18 protein-coding genes and 2 pseudogenes are annotated in these 22,234 nt (G+C 65.4%); 8 read left to right on the top strand and 12 right to left on the bottom strand.

Annotated features, from left to right (window positions below; all coding sequences use genetic code 11):
- Positions 1 to 4: 4 nt before the first annotated feature.
- From Prum_RS53970 to Prum_RS31855, 4 genes are read right to left on the bottom strand one after another with little or no spacing between them, the layout of a single operon-like run.
- Positions 5 to 280 (bottom strand): hypothetical protein, encoded by a 276-nt coding sequence (locus tag Prum_RS53970; RefSeq protein WP_281369061.1) that lies wholly within the window; start codon positions 278 to 280, stop codon positions 5 to 7.
- On the bottom strand, positions 280 to 1,380 hold the full coding sequence (locus tag Prum_RS31845) for a glycosyltransferase family 4 protein (protein ID WP_173079819.1): 1,101 nt from the start codon (positions 1,378 to 1,380) through the stop codon (positions 280 to 282). The genes Prum_RS53970 and Prum_RS31845 overlap by 1 nt, the downstream gene beginning before the upstream one ends.
- Entirely contained in the window at positions 1,377 to 1,952 is a 576-nt protein-coding gene (locus Prum_RS31850) for a phosphoribosyltransferase (RefSeq protein ID WP_173079820.1), read from the bottom strand. The genes Prum_RS31845 and Prum_RS31850 overlap by 4 nt, the downstream gene beginning before the upstream one ends.
- The gene (locus Prum_RS31855; RefSeq protein WP_178132629.1) at positions 1,949 to 2,476 is read right to left on the bottom strand and encodes a radical SAM protein; all 528 of its coding nucleotides are present in this window, start codon (positions 2,474 to 2,476) and stop codon (positions 1,949 to 1,951) included. The genes Prum_RS31850 and Prum_RS31855 overlap by 4 nt, the downstream gene beginning before the upstream one ends.
- 293 nt (positions 2,477 to 2,769) lie before the next feature.
- On the opposite strand from Prum_RS31855, the gene Prum_RS52210 reads away from it, so the two are divergent.
- The 4 genes from Prum_RS52210 to Prum_RS31875 all read left to right on the top strand — a co-directional run bounded on the left by Prum_RS52210 (position 2,770) and on the right by Prum_RS31875 (position 6,342).
- The gene (locus Prum_RS52210; RefSeq protein ID WP_246278219.1) at positions 2,770 to 2,967 is read left to right on the top strand and encodes a hypothetical protein; all 198 of its coding nucleotides are present in this window, start codon (positions 2,770 to 2,772) and stop codon (positions 2,965 to 2,967) included.
- Between the two features lie 433 nt (positions 2,968 to 3,400).
- Positions 3,401 to 4,339 (top strand): DUF6615 family protein, encoded by a 939-nt coding sequence (locus Prum_RS31865; protein ID WP_173079821.1) that lies wholly within the window; start codon positions 3,401 to 3,403, stop codon positions 4,337 to 4,339.
- A 348-nt stretch (positions 4,340 to 4,687) separates the two neighbouring features.
- Positions 4,688 to 5,968, top strand: coding sequence for a hypothetical protein (locus tag Prum_RS31870; RefSeq protein ID WP_173079822.1), 1,281 nt, complete (start codon positions 4,688 to 4,690; stop codon positions 5,966 to 5,968).
- A 149-nt stretch (positions 5,969 to 6,117) separates the two neighbouring features.
- Positions 6,118 to 6,342 (top strand): DUF2326 domain-containing protein, encoded by a 225-nt coding sequence (locus tag Prum_RS31875; RefSeq protein WP_173079823.1) that lies wholly within the window; start codon positions 6,118 to 6,120, stop codon positions 6,340 to 6,342.
- A gap of 189 nt (positions 6,343 to 6,531) precedes the next feature.
- Here Prum_RS31875 and Prum_RS31880 read toward each other — a convergent pair whose 3' ends face one another.
- Positions 6,532 to 6,885, bottom strand: coding sequence for a hypothetical protein (locus Prum_RS31880; RefSeq protein ID WP_173079824.1), 354 nt, complete (start codon positions 6,883 to 6,885; stop codon positions 6,532 to 6,534).
- Positions 6,886 to 8,107: 1,222 nt separating this feature from the next.
- Between Prum_RS31880 and Prum_RS31885 the strand changes: the two genes are divergently transcribed.
- Positions 8,108 to 9,265: an AlbA family DNA-binding domain-containing protein gene (locus Prum_RS31885; protein ID WP_218577418.1), complete on the top strand. Its 1,158-nt coding sequence runs from the start codon at positions 8,108 to 8,110 to the stop codon at positions 9,263 to 9,265.
- A 106-nt stretch (positions 9,266 to 9,371) separates the two neighbouring features.
- A complete protein-coding gene (locus tag Prum_RS31890) occupies positions 9,372 to 9,965 on the top strand; it encodes a hypothetical protein (RefSeq protein WP_173079825.1) in 594 nt (197 codons plus the stop codon).
- Between the two features lie 225 nt (positions 9,966 to 10,190).
- Here Prum_RS31890 and Prum_RS31895 read toward each other — a convergent pair whose 3' ends face one another.
- The 3 genes from Prum_RS31895 to Prum_RS31900 all read right to left on the bottom strand — a co-directional run bounded on the left by Prum_RS31895 (position 10,191) and on the right by Prum_RS31900 (position 12,006).
- The gene (locus tag Prum_RS31895; RefSeq protein WP_173079826.1) at positions 10,191 to 10,619 is read right to left on the bottom strand and encodes a hypothetical protein; all 429 of its coding nucleotides are present in this window, start codon (positions 10,617 to 10,619) and stop codon (positions 10,191 to 10,193) included.
- 86 nt (positions 10,620 to 10,705) lie between these two features.
- On the bottom strand, positions 10,706 to 10,834 hold the full coding sequence (locus tag Prum_RS53975; RefSeq protein ID WP_281369063.1) for a hypothetical protein: 129 nt from the start codon (positions 10,832 to 10,834) through the stop codon (positions 10,706 to 10,708).
- A 722-nt stretch (positions 10,835 to 11,556) separates the two neighbouring features.
- On the bottom strand, positions 11,557 to 12,006 hold the full coding sequence (locus Prum_RS31900) for a P-loop NTPase family protein (protein WP_173079827.1): 450 nt from the start codon (positions 12,004 to 12,006) through the stop codon (positions 11,557 to 11,559).
- Positions 12,007 to 12,578: 572 nt separating this feature from the next.
- Here Prum_RS31900 and Prum_RS31905 point away from each other — a divergent pair.
- Together Prum_RS31905 and Prum_RS31910 are read left to right on the top strand one after the other, a co-directional pair.
- On the top strand, positions 12,579 to 12,953 hold the full coding sequence (locus Prum_RS31905) for a CU044_2847 family protein (protein ID WP_173079828.1): 375 nt from the start codon (positions 12,579 to 12,581) through the stop codon (positions 12,951 to 12,953).
- A 45-nt stretch (positions 12,954 to 12,998) separates the two neighbouring features.
- The gene (locus tag Prum_RS31910; protein ID WP_173079829.1) at positions 12,999 to 17,180 is read left to right on the top strand and encodes an nSTAND1 domain-containing NTPase; all 4,182 of its coding nucleotides are present in this window, start codon (positions 12,999 to 13,001) and stop codon (positions 17,178 to 17,180) included.
- A gap of 335 nt (positions 17,181 to 17,515) precedes the next feature.
- Here the strand turns inward: Prum_RS31910 and Prum_RS52215 are convergent, their stop codons facing one another.
- The 4 genes and pseudogenes from Prum_RS52215 to Prum_RS55270 all read right to left on the bottom strand — a co-directional run.
- A complete protein-coding gene (locus Prum_RS52215) occupies positions 17,516 to 18,133 on the bottom strand; it encodes a DUF6262 family protein (RefSeq protein WP_173079830.1) in 618 nt (205 codons plus the stop codon).
- Between the two features lie 532 nt (positions 18,134 to 18,665).
- Positions 18,666 to 20,324, bottom strand: a pseudogene (locus Prum_RS54600) (tyrosine-type recombinase/integrase); the annotation flags it as partial.
- A gap of 359 nt (positions 20,325 to 20,683) precedes the next feature.
- Positions 20,684 to 21,694 carry a tyrosine-type recombinase/integrase gene (locus Prum_RS31925; protein WP_246278646.1) on the bottom strand — a complete coding sequence of 337 codons (1,011 nt, stop codon included), beginning with the start codon at positions 21,692 to 21,694 and terminating at the stop codon, positions 20,684 to 20,686.
- Positions 21,695 to 21,983: 289 nt separating this feature from the next.
- Positions 21,984 to 22,115 (bottom strand): annotated as a pseudogene (locus Prum_RS55270) (kinase); the annotation flags it as partial.
- Between the last annotated feature and the right edge of the window lie 119 nt (positions 22,116 to 22,234).

Below are 22,234 nucleotides of genomic sequence, written 5' to 3' on the forward strand. Positions count from 1 at the left end.
GGCGTCAGTGGGCCTTGTAGGACGGGTCGATCTCTTGGCGGTCGCTGCCGCCGTACTGGCCGTCGAAAACCACGATCACCTCGGACGGCTCGGACAGGTCCTCGCGGATGGCGACACGCAGCAGAGCGAAGAACCCGAACAGGCCGGTCAGGAGACGGGTCCTGTCACGGGACCGGATTTCTGCCGGGAAGCCGAACGTCGCACCCCAGAGCAGGTTGTGGCCGTCCACGAGCAGCAGCGGGGGCGTTTGGGGCGCGGAGGGCAGGACTGTACCGCCCATCAGCTCACCACCTTCAACAGTTGGTTAGCGACAAGGGCGGGCCAATAGTCCGGCGAGCGGTAGTACGCGGCCCGTGATGTTCGCCGGTAGGTTACCGCGTCGCTGAGCAGTTCTCGGGAGGCGCGCCACAGCCCCGCAGCGCCCTGCTGGTGTGGCACGAGTACCCCGCCGTCGCTGATGAGGGCTGGCAGGTTCCCGACACCGTGCGCGACGACAGGCGTGCCGGCAGCCATGGCTTCCAGCGCGACGAGGCCGAAGGTCTCGGCGTGGGAGGGCACGATGACCACGCTCGCACCACCGAGCCAAGCCAGGACGTCGTCCCAGTTCAGGCCCGGTTGAATGGTAACGCCGGGCGTGTCGACCGCGAGCCTCTGGCAGTTGTGGAGCAGGTCGTCTTGGCTACCGATGGTGACCTCGAACGGGGCCTTGGCCAGGGCCACCTCGATGGGCCGGTCGAGCTGGTTTCGGGGTGCGAGCAGGGCGGCGACACCCTTCTCCGGGCCGAGCCTGGCAAGCACGCGGATGGGGCCGTATTGGTACAAGTGGTCGCGGACGCGTTGTGGCTGCGGTTCGGGCTCGGTAAGCAGCGTGTTGGGGACGATCTTCCAGGTGGTGCTGTCGTAGCCGCGTCCGGTGGCCTCCGTCAGGACCGTCGCGGACGGGACGATGACCGCCGCTGGTTCAAGGGTCAGCGCGGCGCGGAGATCGGTGTCGTGGCCCACGACGTGGGCCGCGAGGACGTTTCGGGTCTGCGGGCGGGTGGGCATGATGCTGCCCAACCCCCAGAGCGCGTCGACGTAGACCGCGACATCGACTCCTTCGCGGGCGAAAACGGTGACCAGCTCCCGCCGCACTGTGTCCCTGCCCTGCTGGACTGCGGCACGCAGGGTGATGTCGTCGCAGGGGAACGTGCCGCCCAGCGCGGTTATGGTGGCCACGGTCGCGCCCCGATAGGAATGTGGTGCCGTCGGATCGGCGGTCACGATGACGGCCGAGTGCCCCGCCTTCGTCAGACCTACGGCGTGCGCGGCGACGGCACGTTCCATGCCTGCGGGGACGTCCGGGCGCCAGGACACCAGGACGAACGCGACGGTGGTCATGTTGGTTCCACCCGCTCGAGGATGGGCAGCTCCTCGATCGTGGCTGCGGAACGCGACGGTTGCTCCCACGGGAAGCACACCCAGTCGTCCACGGTCCACACCCACAGGTCTGGATCGAGGCTGGTCCCGGCGTTGCGGCACAGCGCCACGGTGCGCATGATCGCCTCCGGTTGCAGGTAGGGACGCAGCGCCGGCTGCACGGCGGTGAAGGTGGCGCCACTGCCGCAGATGTCGTCAACGAGGAGCACGGTGCCGCCGAGCTGCTGGCCGTTGAGCGCTGCGGCCAGGGCGCTCATGTCGCAGATGACGTGGCCGGTGGCCTCGGTATAGATCGCGTCGGGCGGGTTGTGTTTGGCGGCGAGCCGGTAGTTCGGGACGTCGAGAACGCTGCTGATACCGATGGCCGGGGCAAGACCGCCGTTGGCGATGGCGATGACCGCGCTGATCGACGCGAACCGTGCCTCGGCGGCAGCGGCGAGCAGACGCACGGCGTGCTCGTACGTGGGCAGGGTCATGGACAGGAGCCGCTCGTGGCGGAACCGCCTCGATGTGATGCCGGGTACGTCGGTCATACTGTGCCGTCCCTGCTGGTCAGGATGAGATCGGCGGCGCCGCGCAGTGGATGGACGCCGCCGATGTTCAGCGCGTTGAGGGTGTTGCGCCAGACCCGGCCGTCGGCGCGGATGACGGTGAAGTTGCCGGCGGCGTCGCGGGTGCGCAGTCTGACCCGCAGTCCTGCCGGTACCCGCAGCGCGGCGAACACGAGGCCGGCTTCGTCGTCGGTGAGCATTTCTGCGGGGAGGGCGGCACCAGCTCCGATGGGCAGCATCTGCAAGGCGGTGAAACCACCCGCGCCGATACCGTGTGCCAGGTCGATCAGGTCTTGGAGGTCCGAGGCGGTGCGGTGCATGAGTACGGTTTGGATGCCTTCGGCGACCGCGGCGCGGATACCGTCCGTGGCTCGGGCGAAGCTGCCCGCACCTCGGATGGCGTCATGCCGTGCCGGGTCGGGGCCGTCGAGACTGATCCGGACCGCATCGACATGTCCGGCGAGTTCCCGTGCGCGGCGGGCGAGGTGCCAGCCGTTGGTGGTCACCGAGACGACGCTGCGCCCGCCGTCATCATGGTTCAACGAGCCCTGTCGCAGCTCACCATTCCCAGCCCTGTCATCGCTTCCAATCCAGGTTTAGACAAGCCGCAGGTCGTGTACGTGCCGGTGTGGTGGTGGGTTCAGCCTGGTCTCTGGCAAACCGTCAGTGCCACCGCATCGCTGCCCGAAATCAGCATCACCGCGAAGGCCGAGCCGGCGAGGATCACCTGGTACGCCGGGGACGGCAGTTCCACGGTGTGCCGTGGCCCCGGTACGCCCTGGACCGGGAGCGCCTCCCGATGGCGGAATCGGACTGCGGTCACACCTACACGACTACGTCACGGGAATCGCTGAACGGCAAGTTCAAGCTCCGTGCCGTCGTCACATGGGAAGTCACTTGGGCCGGTGGCGGCTACAGCGGTACCGAGCCCGCCGCCACGACCGCCGACGAAGCCTCGATCGAAGTGACTGAGTTCCTGCCCGTCATCACCGGCTGACTATTAGGCTGAACCTCACACCTCACGAATGCTCGCCGAGTACCGCGCTCGGCGAGCATTCGCATGCACTTGCCGTCCACTGTGGCGCCATATCGCCACTGTCTCGGCGCGCGATGGCTTTGGAACGCCGCGGCGTCTGTCCCAGCCGGCCGTGCCGCGACCCGGGTACGTCTCGATCATCCTGGCCAGCAGTGACGACCTGTGCCGAGGCGAGCGCGTGTTGCCGGCCCGATGAGCTTCGCACTCAACCAGCCGCAGGTCGTTCCGTCGTATCATCGCGCAAGACGGCACGAAGTACCCCATGACTGGAGTTCATTCTGAGCGCTGGCCGGATCGGTGATCAACGCCGTGACCGGCGCCTGCGCCGAGTCGGCGAGCCGCCGTTGTTTGCCATAGGGAACGGCCCTGGGCCGCGTCACACCACGACAGCGTCATGATCGACTATCTAGGCCCGGCGATCCTCCCCGCCGTGCGACGAGGCAGGATTGCGGCTGAACGGCACATGAGCGCCCGGCATCGCGACGGGTACGGCTGGAATGAAGAGACCGTCACGGACCTGCTGCTTGTCGAAGCTGGCCCGGAGCTTCGATACGTTCAATTCAGCAAGCGCGAGGAAGCAGAGTTGGGATCGGACTGGCTGTGGTGGTGGACCGACCAGTCTGGCCAGTGCTTTGGAATGTTGATACAGGCCAAGAGCCTGCATCGTGACCCTTGGCGTTGCAGCTTCAAGCACAACGGCGGGCAGCAGATGGCCGCGTTGCTCTCTGCCGCCGACGTGTTGAGCGTACCGGCGGCCTACGTCCTGTATTGCGGCGATCTGGCCTACCGCGCCGACCTCGTCTGCGGCCTCTTGCACGGCGACCGCCCGTGCCATGTTCGAGAGGGAGCCGCAGTCACCGTTGCCAGCGCGCTGGTTGTGAAGTACGGACTCGGTCAGGAGTCGAATCCAGCCTGCTACGCCTTCCACCACTCCACGCCCATCGAGGATCTTGTCGATCCGAGCCTCCGGCAGCCCGCTCTACCGCAAGACGTCCACCTACGCCGCGCAGAGTTTCGACGCGGCCTAGGGGAATTCCTCATGCGGCCACAGAGCGGAGCACGGGAGGTCGCCAAGAAAGTCGTCAGCCAGGTCTCACGCGTTCGCGCCGCGCAATTCCTGATGGCAACGGCCGACTTGCCTTTTACGGATTCGGCCGAGCTGCCATTCGACCTGCCGAACGACCGTGGGCACTTCTTCGCGCCGTACCTCCCACACCTGCTCCGAGGGCTGAGGCCCGGACTCCCGCCGTACGTCAGCGAGTCCTTACACGGCGGAACACCACCCGCCGGGCTTCCCGAGAGTATCGCCGGGATCGTCCTCATCAAGATTTGAATAGCCCGGCTCACGGCCACACGACTGGAATGCCGCGCGGGCACCCGCGTCCTCCGGGGCGAGTCAGGCCGCGGCGCGGACTCTGCCGAATGAAGTGCGGCATCGAAAGACGATGCCCCGCCACCTCTCGGCTACGTCCAGTGTGGGCCATCCAAAGGATCTCTGGGCCCGCGTGCGTGGCATCGGTGCGACGGAGTTGTGGGCGCGCGACCCGGTCGTAGCGGCGTCGAGCGGACGCCACAAAGGATGCGGCGCTGCGAGGATCTGGATCAAGTCAGTGCGCCATGATTTGTTCGGCCCGGTCTAAAGCGGCTTTCGCCCAGCCGCCAGTTGCCATACGCTCTTCCGTTGACATTGTCCGTATCGCACGCGGTGTACACGGGGGTCAAGGTGAGGGACGAGGATACTGGCTGTTTTGGCGCCATCGCTGGCCTTGCCGTTATCGCGGTTTGCGTGGCGGCTGCGTTCGGCAAGCTGCCGCTCTGGATCTGGGTGATTGTAGGCATCGGTGGGGCCATCTACGTGATCTTTCTCGCCGTCTCTGCCTATCACCTTGTGCCGTACGGGGTACGCCGGTGGATCGGCCGGAATATCCGGAAGATCTCGTCCGCGGTCGGCGCCCGTCGCCAGGCGCGAGGCACCGATATGGATCGCCGGGCACGCAGCGTCGGCATGGATGACTGGAGTCGCCTGAGCCAGCGGGGTCCCGACGCCCGGCACGAGGCGCTTTCCGAGGGCGTACCCGACCACTTGCGTGGTCCGCTTGCGCACTGGCTCGAGTGCCAGTTCCTCGCCATAGCCATCGGACGTAGTGGATCGGAAGAGAAGGCGTTGCGGATCGCCACGCGGGCCCGCGTGGACCTCAACGGCGACAAGTTCCATTACTCGGAGAAGTGGGCAAAGTACACCAATGCTCTCATTGACGCCGCCGGCAAGGCGCAGCCCACGGTCCTCCTCGACATCATCGACGCCGCCCTGTTCGACCGGGTCCACCAACCGACGCATCCAATGACGCCGGATCAACCTGGCCATCCCGAGCAACTGGACGAGATCCTTCGGGACGGCAACTCGGTGTACCGGGTCCGACGTCCTGACTGTGCCGGACTGGAGCGTCGGGTAGACGAGACCGTCGCATCTGCGGTACGGCACGCGGCGGACTCCGGTCCTGGCCAGCACCTGAAGGCGTCTTGGGACGCGGCGTATGCGCTGCACCCCAACGCCAGCGTGGCGTATGCGGAGGCCGTGAAGGCAGTCGAGGAGGTGCTTGTTCCGCTGGTGTTGCCGGGTGAAAACAAGGCAACACTTGGTGGCGTACTCGGCAAGTGGAAAACGACTGCGAACCAATGGGAGTTGGCCATTGCGGATGGTGACGCCAACCCGGCATCGATAGACCCGCTGGTCAGTCTGACCAGACTGCTCTGGCAAGGCCATCGAGATCGGCACGCGGGTACCCCGACAGCGGTCGACGTTACGCCCGAGGCGGCACGGATGGCCATGCACGCAGCGGCAACCATTGTGCAGTGGACCGTGGAGGGTGGCTTGCGTCAGCGGCGGGTCGTGCCGCCACCCCGGTCGAGCCAGCAGGTGCAAGTACGCGGGCGCGGCGGCCCGCGCCGTAGCCTGTCGTGAAACGCTTGAACCGAATCGAATACATTGGACGTTGTGCCGTGTCAACCGGGCCGGCTCGTTTAGGTTGGGCCGCCGTTCTATGAGGACGAGGACGCGCCGGTTGGGGGTTCAACCCTCACATCGACAGCGATAACAGCGTCGGCATCAGCATGGTCGTCTTCTGCTTCGACCTAATCCTCGCAGTGCTGGCCCATCGGGCTGGTCGAGCGCCGGACTTCCTGATCCACGACACTCACCTCTTCGAGGGTGTTGACGGCCGTCAGCTCGCTGCCGCCCTTGCCCTGGCTGCGGAATCGCAGCCCGGTGAAGGGCCCCAGCACACCATCTCGCTGAACTCTGACGGCCTCGACAAGCCCGCCGCCACACCCTCGTAGCCGATGCCCATGTGGTGGATCAACGACTCCGATCAGGACGAAGACTGGGGCCTCTTTGGCTTCCGCTTCTCGACCTGTCACTGCACCTCAAGACAAGCCACCGCGATACGGGAGGCTGCATGGTCTTCTTGCGTCCAGCACACCGGAGCCCACGCAGGCATGGGCGTGGGCTCCGGCATCACGGACGGGCTACTCGGGCGGATTGTCGTGCTGGTCGTTGACGGCGGACATGTACGCCTCTACCTCGTGGCGAAGCTGTCGCAGCACGTTGTCACTCTGGTTCGGGTCGGCCTGCACTACTGCCTCCAGCACGGCAGGCGCAATCTCCAGTAGGTGCTCGCCCGGCCCAGGCCACGCCATACTCGTCTCGTACGGCTCGTCGCGTCCCGGCAGGTAGATCCAGACCTGGCCGCCGACCCCGGAAGCAGTGATGGCACCACCGTCCGCCGGGCCTGAGAAGACGTCCTTGTATGAGTCAGGGCCGATAGCAACGGCCTCGACGTCGCTGCCGAGGAAGAGAAATCTCGGACTTTTCTTGATCATGCGAGCGGCTTCCTGTTCGTGGGCACCGGTTGCCCCTGCCTCTTCCTTACCACCTCCTGAACACTCGTATGCATCCTTCGCGGCACCACCACCCGATGGGGGATCGGTAGCCGTCTCTCCGCACTTGGCATGAACCGCAGGCACCGTCAGCATTGGATCCTCAAAGTACTGATCACGGTCGTTTCAAGATCATGATGTGAGGCCCAGGATGGTGAATGGCTGTCATGTTGCGGCTGGCCCATCGGGTGGCCTCGGTGATGTCGGCGCGTCCGGCCAGGCGCAGGGCCCCGATCGCTAGGTTGCGTAGGGATGCCAGGACCCGGGGGCCGGATCTGGTGCGGACCCTGGAGTGGTCTTCCCGGTAGCAGGTGTCGCGGATCCAGTGCAGGGCCTCGATGGCCCATTGGCCTTGGACGTAGCAGGCTAGGTCGGCCGGTGTGGCCCGGGTGGCGCGGTGGCTGGCGGCGCCGAGTTGAGTGACGGCGGAGATCGAGGTGCCGGCGGTGTCGGTGACGTACCGTTCGATCAGGTAAACCTGGTTGACGTGCGGGAACGGCAGGTCAGCGGGGCGGGCAGGACCCGGATGGTGCGGCGGGTGATCCGGCCGTGTCCTTTGTCGATGGTGTAATGCGCGATCGGCGGGAGTAGCGCTGCAAGGGAAACTCGTTCTGAGCTGGGCGAACATGCGGTTCTTGTAGTTGAGGAGGCTGTGTTGCTGCCGTGAGGACGGATGGTTCCCCACGGGCAGTTGGCTCGCCTCCCGCTGTTCTATTGTTCGGATTTGGCAGCGGTTCGATTCCCAACAGTGCCGGCTGAGCGTGGCCGACGGGCGGCCACAGTGCGGGCTCCCGGACTCTGTGTTGGAGGGGCGGGGCCCTCACCCTGAGCAGGCCGCTGTCGTGCAGGACCGGCGCACGTGTCGCGGGTGACAACGTCCTTCCAACGGTGTGAGGCCCGCGGGGTGATCGGGACGTCGCTAACGAGCGGGTCGTCGACCTCTCCGGGCGGACCCACCCTCGGTGCTTGAGTGGGACGGCGAGGTCTGCCGCGGATGATTCTGGATAGGGCCGTCCGGGGACGGGCCGGCGTGCCGTGCGGCATCGGTTGCGGTGTTGTCCGTAGCCTCCCGGCATGAACTTCACAGCGCTCCACCGTGCTCTGGGGATGGCACCTGGTCCGTTGACCGACGAGTTTGCTTGACGCGGCGGTTGAGGCCGGTGTTATGGAGACGGATGATCTTGATTGGAAGCGTGAACTGCCGCCATCGAAGGGGCTGCCGCAGAGTGAGTTTCCCAAGGACGTGGCTGCGATGGCCAACAGCGGCGGCGGTGTCCTGGTGTACGGGGTCGAGGAGTCTGAGAGGGCTGCTATCGGGCGTCTGGATATCGCCGATTTCGGTGAATCTTACGAACGGTCTCTACGCAGTGCTGCGGTTACTGCGATTTCGCCGCCGGTGTTTGGGCTTGGTGTGCACCGTCTCGGTGTCGAGGGCAAGCGGGCTGTTGTCGTGCAGGTTCCGGCGAGCGTCGATGGGCCCCATCTGATCTATAAGGGTGACTACTTCGCTGCTCCGCTGCGTGTCGACTCGGACACAGTGTGGATGAAGGAGCGTCAGGTCGCGGCCATGTTCCGGGCTCGGTTCGATGAAGGTCGCCATGCTGCGGAGGCGCTCGACAGGCTCTTCGACCAGGCATCCGGTGGTCGGGACACGGGTGGGCGGGCGTGGCTGATCGCGGTAGCCAGGCCCCGTATTCCTCGTTTGCGTGATCCTCTCAGCCGCGATGACGTCGCCGCGGTGCTGTCAGCCGCGATGAATTTGGCGGTGGAGTACACGGGGAGCCGCGGCTTCCATCCGCTGATGAACATGGACCGGCTGAATCCGCGGGTAGGGCTACGCCGGTGGATCGCCGCGAACACGGCCACGGGTGACCGCTCGGCGTGGAAGGAAGCGTGGGCCAGCGTCCATCACGACGGCTCCGTCACCATGGCGGCGGTAGTCGGTGGACATCGCCGGGGCAGCGACGAACACCTTGACGGCTGGCAGGTTCGATCCGTCGGTGTCGAGTGCGCCGTGGCTGACTTCATGGCGCTGGTCCGTGCCACCGCGGGCACGACCGGCAACGACGAGTACGACGTGCGTGTCAGTCTCCGCTGGACGGGAGTCCAGCCATTGACGATCCTTTCAACGGACAACCAGGGCTACGATTACGACTCTGGCTCGACGCCCCTTCACCAGTACACGCCTGTCGAAGCAACCGTGAATGCTGGTGGGCCTGGCCTTGACTACCACTGGCACGTTCACGATCTCGCCCAAGACTGCGTTAACCAAGGCGGCGTGGCGGACGTGCTCCTGATCCAACCGCCGGCACGGCAGGAGTAGGTGGTGCTCGGCGTTTCGCGGTGCCGATGGGATCGCCAGTGGGTCGTTGCTGTCAGAGGTTCTCGATACTCTGCTGATCGTGAGAAGTGGGCCTGATGACGGATACGTGTACCTGGTGCGGTTCGACAACGGCGTGGTGAAGGGCGGCCGCTCTGAAAACCCTGCCGGGCGCCTCGGCACGCTTGCAGCAACCGCCGCTCGCCTTGGGCTTCGGGTCACGCACACCTGGACCTCCCCGAGGCTCACGAACATGAGGATGCGCGAGCGTGAGCTGTTGGGGCTGCTCAAGTCGATGGGGCGGCGTACGCCTGGCGGCCGTGAGTACTTTTTGCATGTTCCGTTCACACTGGCGAAGGCGCAGATGGAGACCTGGTTGAAGCCCGGGCGGCACTACTGGGGTCATGACTGCCGGCAGTGTGAGCTCCAGGACGTCTTCGGCGTGTCCGCGACCGTCGTCCTCGCTTCCCAAATGCTCGGCTGGCGTGGTGACTTTCTGGTCGTCACGGTCGATTTCGACCTGCCATGCGGCGGTTGTTTCCAAGCCAAGGTCGAGGACGGTGACGTTACCTACGGTCGCCTGGTTCTCGACCCCGGAGATCAGGTCAATCTGGAGGTGGAGCGAAGCCGAGGATCGTGGATCGTTTGGGCGGTCACGTCCGGCGGTACCTTGGCGCCGGCACCAGCTCTCACAGCTAAGTAGCCCTAAGATCAACCCAACATCGATCACCGTCCGTCCGCCGCATGGCTTCGCGGTAGGCTGATGTTGACCGCATTATGGAGGCCGCCTGTATCGGGACAGCGTCTGGCTACGGTGCAGCCAGCGGACCAACTTCTTGCGGATCTAGCGGGCCTGGCCTCTACGGCAGCGCGTGTGCCTGGCTCAAAGGTGGGTGACGCGCTGTTGGGGATCCCGACCGGCGGTATGTCACCCCAATCCGGCCTGCAGCGTGCGGGTGGCAGGGTCGGGTAGGAGCAGCAGGTCCGCACGGATCGCGCGCAACACCGCTGCGTCGGTTTCGTCTTGTCCGTGCGATTCCTCGCATGGACAAGACGACCAGGCATGGACGCTGAGTTGGTCACGGAACACCTCGAGCGTGCTGCGGGTCCACCCGACGATCTCGCCGGCGACCGTGACGAGATCGTCGCCGGGCGGGGTGTGGTAAACGGCCATGCTCAGCCCGGTGACCGCCTCGGCGGCCGCGCGAGGGTCCATCCGCGGCTGCGGCCGAGTGTGGTCCTGGTTGACGGTCGCGAACAGCATCGCCTGGCCGAGCGCGGCCAGCAGCCGCGCCACGACGCGTACCGCGAAGTGCTCGTCCGGGCCCTCCACACCGGAGGCGTCGTGACCTGGCATTCCGGCCATCATGTCGGTAGCCATTTGCTGCCCCACTCGTCGGGAATGTAGGTCCGCAGCACTGTCTGCCGGGTGACGCCGGTCTGCTAGGCGATTGCGTCGATGCGGTCCTGTAACTCCTCGGCGACGGTGGCCGGGTCGACCTGGCCACCGAGCCGGTCCACGGTGGCCACGAAGTCGTCGACCAGCCGCGCGAACTTACCTCGTCGTCCCATGAACCCATCTTGGTGCCATCGACGCGTACTGCGCCTGCCCGACATGCGTCCGATCTTTGCCGAAACAGGGGCAATGGCACCCGGACAGGTCAGCGTGTTGGCCGGCAGGTGGCCGGCCTCCTGGCGGTGCGGCAGGTCTAGTTGACACACTTACCTCATGCCTGCGGTCTACCGGGCTGACCACACCGCCCAACACAGACAGCGGCTCAAGTCAATGGTGACGACGTTCGTCACCGGCGGCGCACTCGCCAGCATCGGTGCCGGAGTGCTGGTTCTTACCCGGCAGGCTCCACGGCGCCGGTCACCGCGGCCTTCTCCGCCTGGCGTGGATGATCGACATCCTCGCGCGCCGTGGCGGCGATCGGGTTGATCACCACCTTCGCCTTCTACCTCAGCTACCAGCGCCGACGCGCGGACCTCGATGCGGCCGGCGCCGAGGCATACGGAGAGCTCAGAGCCAGAATTCACCAAAGCGAGCCGCCAACGTACGACTGAAGTCTTGACGTAGACGGGCGCAACGAGCAGCCAGCCGCGAGGGGACCACACCGGCATCGCCGTGATGAACCAGGACGAGCCGATTCCGTCCGGTGAGTAGGCAGCCCTCGAGCCAGCCCTAGCACTGTTAGCCATCGATGTCCCACCGGCGCCGGACTGTCCAGCATCGCGGGCTCCGTCGTTGTCAGCGAGCTGAGCCAAAGGTTTCCGTCGTACTACTCGGTCGGTCACCGGGTGGTGGGTTGGAAATCGTCCTCACGTCTGTTCAGCGGTACGCCTGCGGCGGCCGCAATGTACTCGATGGTCCGCTCCATGGAGGATGACTCGTCGATGATGTGCTCGCCGTCGACGTTGAGAACGTCGTGTGGCGCGTACCAGCCGCGCATATCGTCCATAGTGAACTCGGTGGCCTGCGGTCGCATCTGGTGTCTGCGTAGCGTCTCTTCCAATGAGACGTCCAGGTAGTAATACGTCGTCTGTCCTCGATGCGATCGACCCAGTGACCGGATCATGTCGCCGTACTTGCGGCTGTACAGAATCCCTTCCAGCACGACGTGGTAGCCCTGGTCAAGGATGAAACGAACCGTGTGGCCGATGAGGCCGGGGGCGACGCCCCCAGGCTTGTCCCGTTCGCGGAGCACTATCCGGCGCAGGAAGTCCTGCTCCAGCTTACCCACCGCTCCCGGTGTCGTCGACCGTCCTGAACTCGGCGAACACGTGGTGAACATGTTCGTGACGTCCCGCGGCTGCGGCGCCGCCGAAGGTGTCTGTCGTGTCCGAGCGCTCGGTTGTCGACGTCATCGGTCAGCGCCAGGGAGACGGGTCCAGTTTGATCGACTGCGCCGAACGGGATTGCTCGCCTGGCCGCGCCGCCGCAGTCGTCGCGAGGGGACAACCCGGTGCCTGTTTGATTACACTGCGTTACAGGTGGGGCGACGCGCCCGACGGGCCGCTCTTATCCGCTTCTAGCCGAAATGACTACGCTTCGAAGTGAGCCAGACCCACAACGTACTCGCGCGGGTCAGCATCAACGTCGTCCTGTTCGGCCCCTCCCGCGTCGGCAAGATGCATATCGCGAGCTCTCACCGATCGGGCCGCAGGCGCTTTGATGAAGTTGGCCGATGGACACCTGATGGTGGGACACCGACCTTTGGACGCTTCGGCTAATGTCGCCAGGGCCGGTCCCCTGAGGCTGGCCTAAATGATCTTTCATCGGGTCTGCTTGGCCGGCTTAGCATATGGAGGACTGGTGTCGAAGCCCACTTATCTTGTGGCGGTGTCTGTTGACGGAGGCGACCAACGCGTCGTTGTCGAGGTGGAGGACGATCTGCGCGGCGTCGGTCCGGCGGCGGTGGACGGGGAGACGGTAATTGCTGTCGGCTGGAGCATGTTGGACGGCTTCGAAACCCTGAGACTCATCGCCGATGCGTTGATTAGTAAGGCTTCCGCGCTATCTCGTCGTCCTGACGCCATCGAGCTCGAACTGGCCGTGAAATTCAACGCTCAGGCAGGTGTGGTGCTTGCGAAGACGGCCGCGGAAGGCGCAGTCAAGGTGACCTTCACCTGGGACGGTGGTCACCGATCGCCGGGCCCGCCGGCCGAGTCGACGCCGTCAGCCGGCTGAACCTCGATGAGCGAGGCGCCGACAGACACCTGGACGACGTCCGTGGTGCGACTGCTGGACCGGGAAGGACGGGCAGTCGGTGCCGGCTGTCTGGCTGGCCCATCCGAGATCATCACGTGTGCACACGTGGTTGCAAAGGCGATCGCTGGCGACGCTTCGGATGAAGATACGCCGACGACGCTGGTCCGGGTCGATTTTCCATTCGCGCCGAATAGGCCCGCTGCAAACGCGGCGGTGGTGTCCTGGATTCCGCGGCAGTCGGACGGTTCAGGGGACGTGGCTGGCCTGCGACTCATCAGTTCACCACCTGCCTCTGTGCGGCCGACGAGGCTGGCATCACGGGCACCGGAATGGGGTTTCTCGTACCGGGTCTGGGGTGTGCCGGCCGATTACGCGAACGGTCATTGGACTTGGGGGACCTTTCAGGGCGCAACTGCCGCCGGAACGATCCAGATGCAAGGCAATGTCGAAGCTGACTACCAGATTCGGCGCGGCTTCAGCGGCAGTCCGGTCTGGTGCAAGGAACTCCGAGCCGTCGTGGGAATCGTCGCTGACGTCGATCTAGATCGGAACGCGCGCAGCGCCTTCCTCATCCCATCGGCCAGCTTAGTGGACGCCTGGCCGGAGCTGCGCCGCTTTAGCGAACCGCCCAGTCCGTTCCGTGGCCTCGCCGCTTTTGACGAAAAGGATGCCAAGTACTTCCATGGTCGGGAGGACCTCGCCGACCGCCTAGCCGCGCGGGTACGCCAAAGCTGGATCACCGTGCTGACCGGCGCTTCCGGGTCAGGCAAGACTTCGCTCCTGAACGCTGGTCTACTGCCACGCCTGCGTGGGCAGCGAATGGAGGTGGCACAATGGCGACCCTCTGTCGGGAGTGGGGTACGTTCCGGCCTCGTTGCCGTCCTGCGTCAACTCCTTCCAGAAGGGCATGCCACCTCGGACGAACCGGTCGAGTTGGTGCGCGCAGCGTTGGCGAATGGATCGATGGAAGAAGTCGTCCTCATTATCGACCAGTTCGAGGACATCCTAGTGGGCGAGCCGGAGCAGATATCTGACCTGGACACCTTGTTGGGCCAATTGATGATCGAATCTAATCTCCCCGTGCGACTCGTTGTCGGCCTTCGCAGCGACTCCCTGGAACCCGTCCAGATGCTCGCAAAACTCGCCCCGTTGCTGGAGGAAAGCGTCTTCTGGATGGCGCCGATCACGGCAACAGATCTTGAACAAGTTGTTCGTGCACCGCTCGCTCATCCAAATATGCCGGCATACGAACCGGGTCTGGATGATCTCATCCTTCGCGACGCGGCGGAGCTCATCACCCGCGACGCCAAGGACCTCTCCCAGCGACTTCCGCTGATCGAATTCGCACTGAGCTTGCTGTGGGAACGCCAAAGCGGTGGACTACTCACCCACGCCGCGTACAACGAGATTAAGGGTGTAGCCGGCGCATTGGCAAACCACGCCGAACGGGTGTGGGACCAAGGCATCACGGCCGTAGAGCGGGACGCGGTCCGCCGGTTGCTGACGCGGCTCGTCACACCAGTGCCAGGTTACGACCTATGGACGGCCCCGCCGGTGAGAATGCATGACCTTGCGCCAGACCTTCGACCACTGGCGCAACGCCTCGCGACCCACCGCCTTGTCACCCTCAACCGGACGCCGGATGGAGCCGACACCGTCCAGCTCGCCCATGAGGCACTAGCCCGCAAGTGGGACAGGCTGGCCAGTTGGCTAGATGAGGAACGGCACTTTCGTCGATGGCAAGCGGAGATGGACACCCGATGCGCCAGATGGGAGTCCACAAACGACACTGGCGACCTCCTACGCGGCGGCAGCTTGCGGACAGCGCGCGACCAGATAAAGCAACGGGGCGATGATCTCACCGAGCGAGAGCGGCGGTATATTGGCCTCAGCCTTAAGGTCGAAAAACGTCGGCGAGGTCTGGTAACAGGGGCGAGCGCAGCCTTCCTTGTACTGATTGTAGCTGTGGCCTCCACCATCTTTATCATCAAGAACCTGCAAGGTGACGCGGCCGAGCGCGACATAGTCGATGCGTCCAGCCGCTTGGCGCAGGCGGCGACCTCCTCCCTCGTGCCGCCTGATGCAGCCGCCCTATTGGCAGTCGGCGCCTACCGGATGCGTCCGTCGCCGTCAACGGAGGGTCTCCTTCTTCGGCAGTACGTCGAGAGTCAGTTGATCGATCGTTTTCTGGGCGATGACTACTGGGTCTCGGCTAGCGCGGATGGCCAACGGGTGGTCACGCATGACGGGGAGGGCGAGCTGTCGTTGTGGGACATGAGCAAAGGGGCGCCACACAAATTGGACTTCCCCGCCCGCTCAGTTTGGGCCTCGACAATATCCCGCGACGGACACACGCTGGCGCTAGTGACACGAGACGCACAAATTGAGGTCTGGAATGTAGTCAACATACCCCCACGGCTCCTAGCCACATTCACCCCGCACTCTGACCCGCACGCCGAGCCGGACCAATCTCTGAATGGAACCATCAATCCTCCCAGAGTCGTCGAGCTAGCTCTCAACGCCTCAGGCACCACTATGGCGTACAGCTACACCGCTGGATCGGCTGTATTCGTACGTCCACTGACCGGAGCGCGGCCTCAGACAACGGCCATACCACGCACGCCGAAACCTCCCTTGCGCCTACGCAACGAGTCGATGTCGGCGTGGTTCGACAACGACGACCGGCTGGTTGTTCAGGACAACAGCCTTGTCGCGGTATTCGACCCCACCACCAAGCGACGACAAGTGATCACCCGAGGCGCCACCGTCCTCGACGTCGGACCGGGAGGCCAGATCGTTGCCTGTTCGGAACACGAAGACTCGATGAGCCTCGGAGTCTGGGATGCACGCACCGGGCGCCTCATCCGTCGTTCGGAAATCTTGACCGGACCGTGTAACTACGGGTCCACTCGGGTAATCGACATTGACGGTACCGTGGCCACGACCGAGGAGCTCGATGGAAGCGGTTCAAGCCGAACTGCTGACACGTTGTATATTTGGCGACCGCGCACCAACGAGGTCATTGCCAGCTTCCCGATACCGGGAAGCATACTTGAGGCGTCCTTCAAGAGAGCCGACGGGCAAGTTGGCCTCCTCGGGCGACCCGGCGGCAATGCAATGGCGCTTATGCACATCCCAAGTCGAGACACCCTCGTCGGCGCAGTCGCGCGGGCCGAGGCGGTCGCCTTCACCCCCGATGGGAAGCAGGTCCTCGCCTGGGACGCGGGCGACCGCACACTGTCGATGTGGGAGACGGTGACGAGACGCCTGCAGCGCAGCGGCCAGGCTCAGACAAATGCCGGGCACAGTGCCACACAGTCATCACACGACGAACTCGTCATATCGCCAGATGGGCAATGGGCGGCGACAGCAGATTCCCTTGGCGACCGAATCCAGCTCTGGCGGCTCGCGGATCTGACTAACACGGCTACCATCGCCGTGTCGCCCACGCTGGCGGGAACCGGTGAGCTCCACATCGGGTTCCTCGATCAGGCCACCTTCGCCGCAACTCGGGGAAGCACTGTGGCCTTTTGGCGTACAGGTGACGGCAAGCCAGTCGGCGAGCCGCTTCTTCTAGGATCACGTCAGGGCAAGGCGCCGGGCGCTGTCCTGCCGCGGCCAAACCATCCAGAGATTGTGGCGTGGTGGCCTGACGGCACCACGGAAAGGTGGAGCGTCACCGAACGACGCGTGGTCGAGCAGTTCACGCTGCCAATCAGCAGCAGCATTGCTCTAATGTTCGTCAACAGGGCGATGGTCTTTGACCCATCTGGCCGCCACCTTGCCTACGTCACCAACGAGGGTCAGAGCCATAGTCTGCATATACGGGATATTGATGAACACAAGACTATCGCCGACCGAGTGCTATCCGACTTTGCGTGGATACAGGGATTCGTCAGCAATGACAGCACTCCAACGCTGCTGTACGGAGCAGTCTTTAGCTCCGTCGTCCACCTTGGCACATGGTATTACACTGCGCCTCGGCAAGACGATCACTATGTCGAGATTGGCGCCGACTACTCCATCGAAGCCGTCAACGCGAACGGCAGCCACGTGGTCACCACCGACTTGTCGGCAGTACACGTAACGCTGTACTCTCCAGAAGCGTGGATCGAGCGACTATGCGCGATTGCCAGGCCGACATTGACGGATAGCGAACGCGAATATTACCGCATCGCCGACATCGATCCTGGCACCTGCAGGTGACCGCGACCTAAACTGCCATATTTCGCCCTCAGCGTTCCGATGCTCTTTGTGGATGGGGCTGGACGGCGGCGGCTGCGCGGCCAACCGGGGCCAACCGAATGGGACGCTGTGCTCCCAGGGGGAAGGTACCTCCCTGCCGCAGCCCGTCGCGTCATCGCTGGGGGACGGCATGTTGCGAACTGTAGCCGGCCGGGCTGGCCACTTCTTGGCCAGGATGGTTGCCGGACGCGGCCGAGGCTGCCTCCACACGCAGGGAGTTCTCTGTACGACATCACGGATCTTGTCGTGTACGAAGAAGTGAGGGACGTCGACACTCGCTCGCTGCTTGTCGCCTGTCACTGATCGGAGCGGGGGCGGATGTCTGGCGGGTGGTGCATCTGGCCGTTGAGTAGCTCGACTTCGAGGTCGGCGAGCCGCTTGTCGAGGAAGCGGTTGTTGGACCGGGCGGCATGAAGCTTCTGGTCCAGGCGCCTGTTTTCCTCCGTGAGCTGGCGAACGCGTTGCTTGAGTCCGGCGTTCTCCTCCGCGAGGCGTGGGGCGGTGCCCTCGGCGTACTCGGCTTGCAGGTTGCGGAGTTGCCCGAGGAGGATGCCGATCCGTTCCCGTTGTGTGTCGATCTCGGCGTAGGCGGCCTTGAGGGCGTCCTCGGCGTTGAGGGCGCGCTGGTGCCAGGACGCTTCGTGTTGCGCGTCGTGTGCTGCCTGGGTTCGGCGTTGCTGGTCGCCGCTGGCGGCGATCGCCGTGGTCACCAGCTTCTTGGCGTCGGCGTTCTGGTAGAGGAAGGTGCGCGAGACTCCCGCCCGCCGAGCGACGGCCGGGTAGGTCACCGGGGTTCGCTCGCGGTGCATGGTCCGCAGGGTCGCCTCGATGCGGTCGAGTTTGTTGCGGGTGCTCTGCTGGCGGGCGTGGTTGGCGGCCTCCGTGCGCTGCGTTCCCGGATCGGGAATGGTCATGAATTGGTCTCCACGTCACCGACAGTGGCCAGGTCAGTGGTGCGGAACGCGGTGGTCCAGAGACGGTGGAAGAAGTCCTGGGGCGCCGCAGGTCCAGTCCGAGGGCGTCGTCGAGCAGGCCGAGGCCGGCCAGTGCCCGTTCCAAGCCGGCGATGGCGCGGTCGATGGGCTCGAACTGCTGGTGCAGCCAGTCGGCCATCTCGTCGGTGGGTGCGCGTTCGGCCAGCGAGTACCATTGCTCGCGCTTGCGTCGCCAATACAGCAGGTCAGCGCCGGTCATCACGAACTTGTCGCAGTGCTCGCAGTCCAGATTCCACGGGCAAGCGCCGCCGTCAACAACGACCTGATAGGTGCAGAGCCCACCTTCGGTCGGGGTGCTGCGCCGTCCGAGGTCGATCGCCAAGGCTTCGGCCCGCTCGCGCGACAGCGGCGTCACCCCTTCAGAGACCAACTGGCCGGGCTGTGACGCGCCGGGGCCGGTGACCCAGACCTGCTGGAGGACGTCGTCGATGTCGCTGAGCGCGACTTTGGTGTAGTGCTCGGTCATCCGTTCCGAGACATGGCCGAGGTAGCGCTTGATGTGCTGCAGGCTGGCGCCGGCCGCCAGCAGCTTGGTGGCCAGGGTGTGACGCGCCTGGTGCGGGACCGCTGAGCCGAGGTCGAGGTGGAGGACCCAGCGGCGGAAGTGCGTGTGGAACCAGCTGTGGCTGACGGCGTAGGTGCCGTGCGGGTTCTTGTAGCCGCGGGGGAACAGCGCCATCTTTGCGCGTTCGGCGGCGGTAGGTGTGCGGGCGTAGCGATCCTGGAAGCGGGTGATGGTCCTGCGTTGCCGGTCCCGCAGCCGCTGGAAGGTGTAGTCGGGGATGCGGATGGCCTCGTTGTAGTTGCCGACCTTGGTCTGGTCGTGCCAGAGCAGCGGCACGCCGTTGTAAAGCCCGATGCAGTCCAGCCGTAGATCGAGGACCTCACCGGCGCGGCGCCCGGTCGCCACGATCGTCTCCCAGATGTCGCGGGCTCCCCGGTCGGTGATGTCGGCGCCGGCCAGAATTCCCAGGTTCGACTGGTCGGCGAGCGCTCGGGCGGTGTCGTCGGTGAAGGGGCTACGCGGCCGGAAGACGGGCTTGTCACCCGGCGGGAACGCGAAGGCGAACGCCCGGTCCAGGCCGATCTGGTCGGTGCGGCTAGCTTCCAGCGCGGTACGCATTATCCTGCGCAGGACATCGAAGGTGCTCTTGCAGGTAACGCTGGTGACGGTTGCCGGCTTGGTGCTCGGCCGCCTTGCCGGCAGCCCGTCCCGCGCCCGGCGGCGGTGGTCGGCGACGAACTGCTCAACGTGCTCGGCGGACAGCACGGACGGGTCGTGGCCCGCCCCCGGGGCACGGTCCTGCAGGAACGCGCCCAGTTCCTGGACGGCGACCCGGATCGCGAAGTAGGTGCCACGCCCGCGGGGGCAGTTCACCGAGCGCAGCAGATCCGCCAGGTGCTCCCAGAGCAGGTTGCGCAGCCACCGTTGCGGGACCCCGGTCAGGTCGAACCTGCTGTTGAGTTTGCTGATTCGGCGTCCGAAGTGCTGGAACTCGATGTATCCGGCCGTCTTGCTCTCGCTTGGCGTCACATAGACGATGTCCAGGTCCCGCAGGATCTCGGTCACGATCATCCGCTCGTGCTCGCCGGCGCCGCCCAGGTCGTAGTCGTGCAGCGACCCGAGGCTGCGGCAGGCGTCCACGACGCGGAGGATCGAGTGCATCCACCAGCGGGTGTGGTCGGTGCGCTGGGTGTAGGCGTGCAGACCCCATTTGAGTTCCGCCTTCATCAGGGGCCGCATGCCGTGCAGGCTGATCTGCCCGGGGCGAGGAGCCGGCTGGACCCGGCGGCACCACCGCCGAAACGCCGGCTCGTCGTCGTAGCGGACCGGGACGGGCGCGCCGCGGCGCTCGAACCAGCGGCCCCAGTTCGACGGCAGCCGAGCCCCGCCGGGCCGCCCGGCCCGCCGGTAGAGCTTCTCGTGATCCTCACACAGGCCCAGCGGCGAGCGCGCCAAGTCCGTGCAGCACACCGCGACACACGCCCCGTAGGGATCGCATGGGTTCTGGTCGGCCACCCAATCGTCGAACCCCTCGACCGGCACTCGGACCGAACCGCTGGCCTCCTGCCAGCGGTGTAAGTGGAAGGTGCACAACTCGGCGGCCATTGTGCGCTGCGCCGGCCGTCCGCACCGTGTGACTCGGCAGCCGGTCGGGGCGTTGAGTCGCTTGCGCGCGGTCACATGCGAAGCGGTGCGCAGGAACTCCGCCCGCTCCACGCCGGCCGCCGCTGACTGGCGCCAGCGGACCAGGTGGTTGGCGCACAGCTCCTGCGCGCGGATGTAGCCGTCGCAGCCGTCGATCAGGCAGTTCCAGTGCAGTACCGGGTGGTTCTTCGGGACGTGGATGACATCGCCGCGGAACAGCGGGTCGAATCCCGGACCCGTGATCAGAGCGGTCAGGACTTCAAGTCGATCCCGCGCCTCTCGGTCAGGTCGACCCAACGCAAGCGGCGCAACGGCTACGGTCACGTGTCGCTCCAGACCTTCCGCAGCGCCGCGTCGAACTGGGGATCGTGGATGTCGGTATGGCCGTAGATCTCGTCGACGGTGGCACTGGATGCCCAGCCGCCGGCATCGCGGGCGATCATGAGGTTGCCGCCCGACGCGTCCAAGACCGCGGTGGCGAAGTTGTGCCGGGCCTGGTGCGGATGCACGCGCCCTAGCCCGGCCCGTAGACCGGCGCGGCGGAACATGCTGCGTGCACCTGCGGTGGACAACGGCTTGCCGCGATCGTCGCCGGTCAGCTGCACGAGCAGCATTCCGTGATCGCCCGCCGCGGCGCGCGGGTACTCCGTGGTCATGTAGGCGAAGTAGGTGTGAATCATCTCGGGGCTGACCCGTCGGATCAGGCCGCCGTGCACGACCCCGTTCACCAGCTCCCACGGGTGCTTCGTCTTCGCCCGCGCCTGGTTGGCGTTGGTCTCGCGGAGGCAGATGTGGACATGCGCGCCGCGCGCCTGGGCGCACTCAGCGTTCTCCCGCAGGTGCAGGTCTTCCAGGTGCAGGCCGCACATCTCACCGATGCGGAACCCGCCGTCGTACAGCCAGGTGACGATCATGCGGTCGCGGGCGGTGCTCACCTTCTTCAGCAGCCGGCCGCGGCCGTCGTCCGGCAGCATCATCGGATGCCGGCGGCCGCTCGGGCGCGGCGCGAGCGGGTTGGCCGGCATCGTCGACTTCGCGTGCCCGAGTAGTGCTCGGTTGCGGTCTGCCTTCGACGGCAACCGGACCTGATCCAGGTCCTGCTGGAGCTCGGCGCTGCGGTGCTCGTCGCTCAGCCCGAGGTAGAACGCCTTCAACACTGACGCCGTGGTCCCCAACGTCGTCTTGCCGTACGGCCGCTTACCGACCCGCCACGGTTCGCCCAGCGGCATCCGGATATCGGCGCCGACGATGCCCATGTACCGCTGCACGTCCCGCAGCCTCACAGCGTCGAGCTGTAAGGCCTCTCGCTCGAGCCACCGCAGGTGGTCCACCAACAGGTACGCGTAGGTCCGCTGCGTACCGGGCTCGCCGTCGTACCGGCGCAGGTAACGATCAGCCTCCTGGTATACCGCGCCCTCTGGCCACAGGATCGTCCATGACCGTCAACCTCCGCCAGGCACGACCTGCTGGACCCGAATCTGACCCACAACCCGCCTGCGGTCCAACCACCATCACATCCCCACGTCGCGAACGTGAAGATCATGAAAGGCTATTCGGGCTCCAGGATCAACAGCCGGCAGACACCTGGACGTCACGTACACCAAGAGGACGGTGGGTAAGCTCCACCAGCGCGCAGCCACGCCCGTGGCGCAGCTGCAACTGTCGGGCGATGGAGGTCTTGCCAGACCCGGAATTTCCCCGGATCACGATCAACCTTGTGCGCGGGGATCCGATCGGTTCCACGGCGAGCATGCCTGCATCGTCGCAAGCTCAGCAGCGTTCGGTGTCGCTAGACACGCGGCCGCCAGTTCGGATTGGTAGGGCCGGGATCCTCCTCGCCATCGTCGTCGGCGCCTGGCTGCCGAGAAGTC

It is taken from the genome of Phytohabitans rumicis (genome assembly GCF_011764445.1).
Taxonomy (GTDB): domain Bacteria; phylum Actinomycetota; class Actinomycetes; order Mycobacteriales; family Micromonosporaceae; genus Phytohabitans; species Phytohabitans rumicis.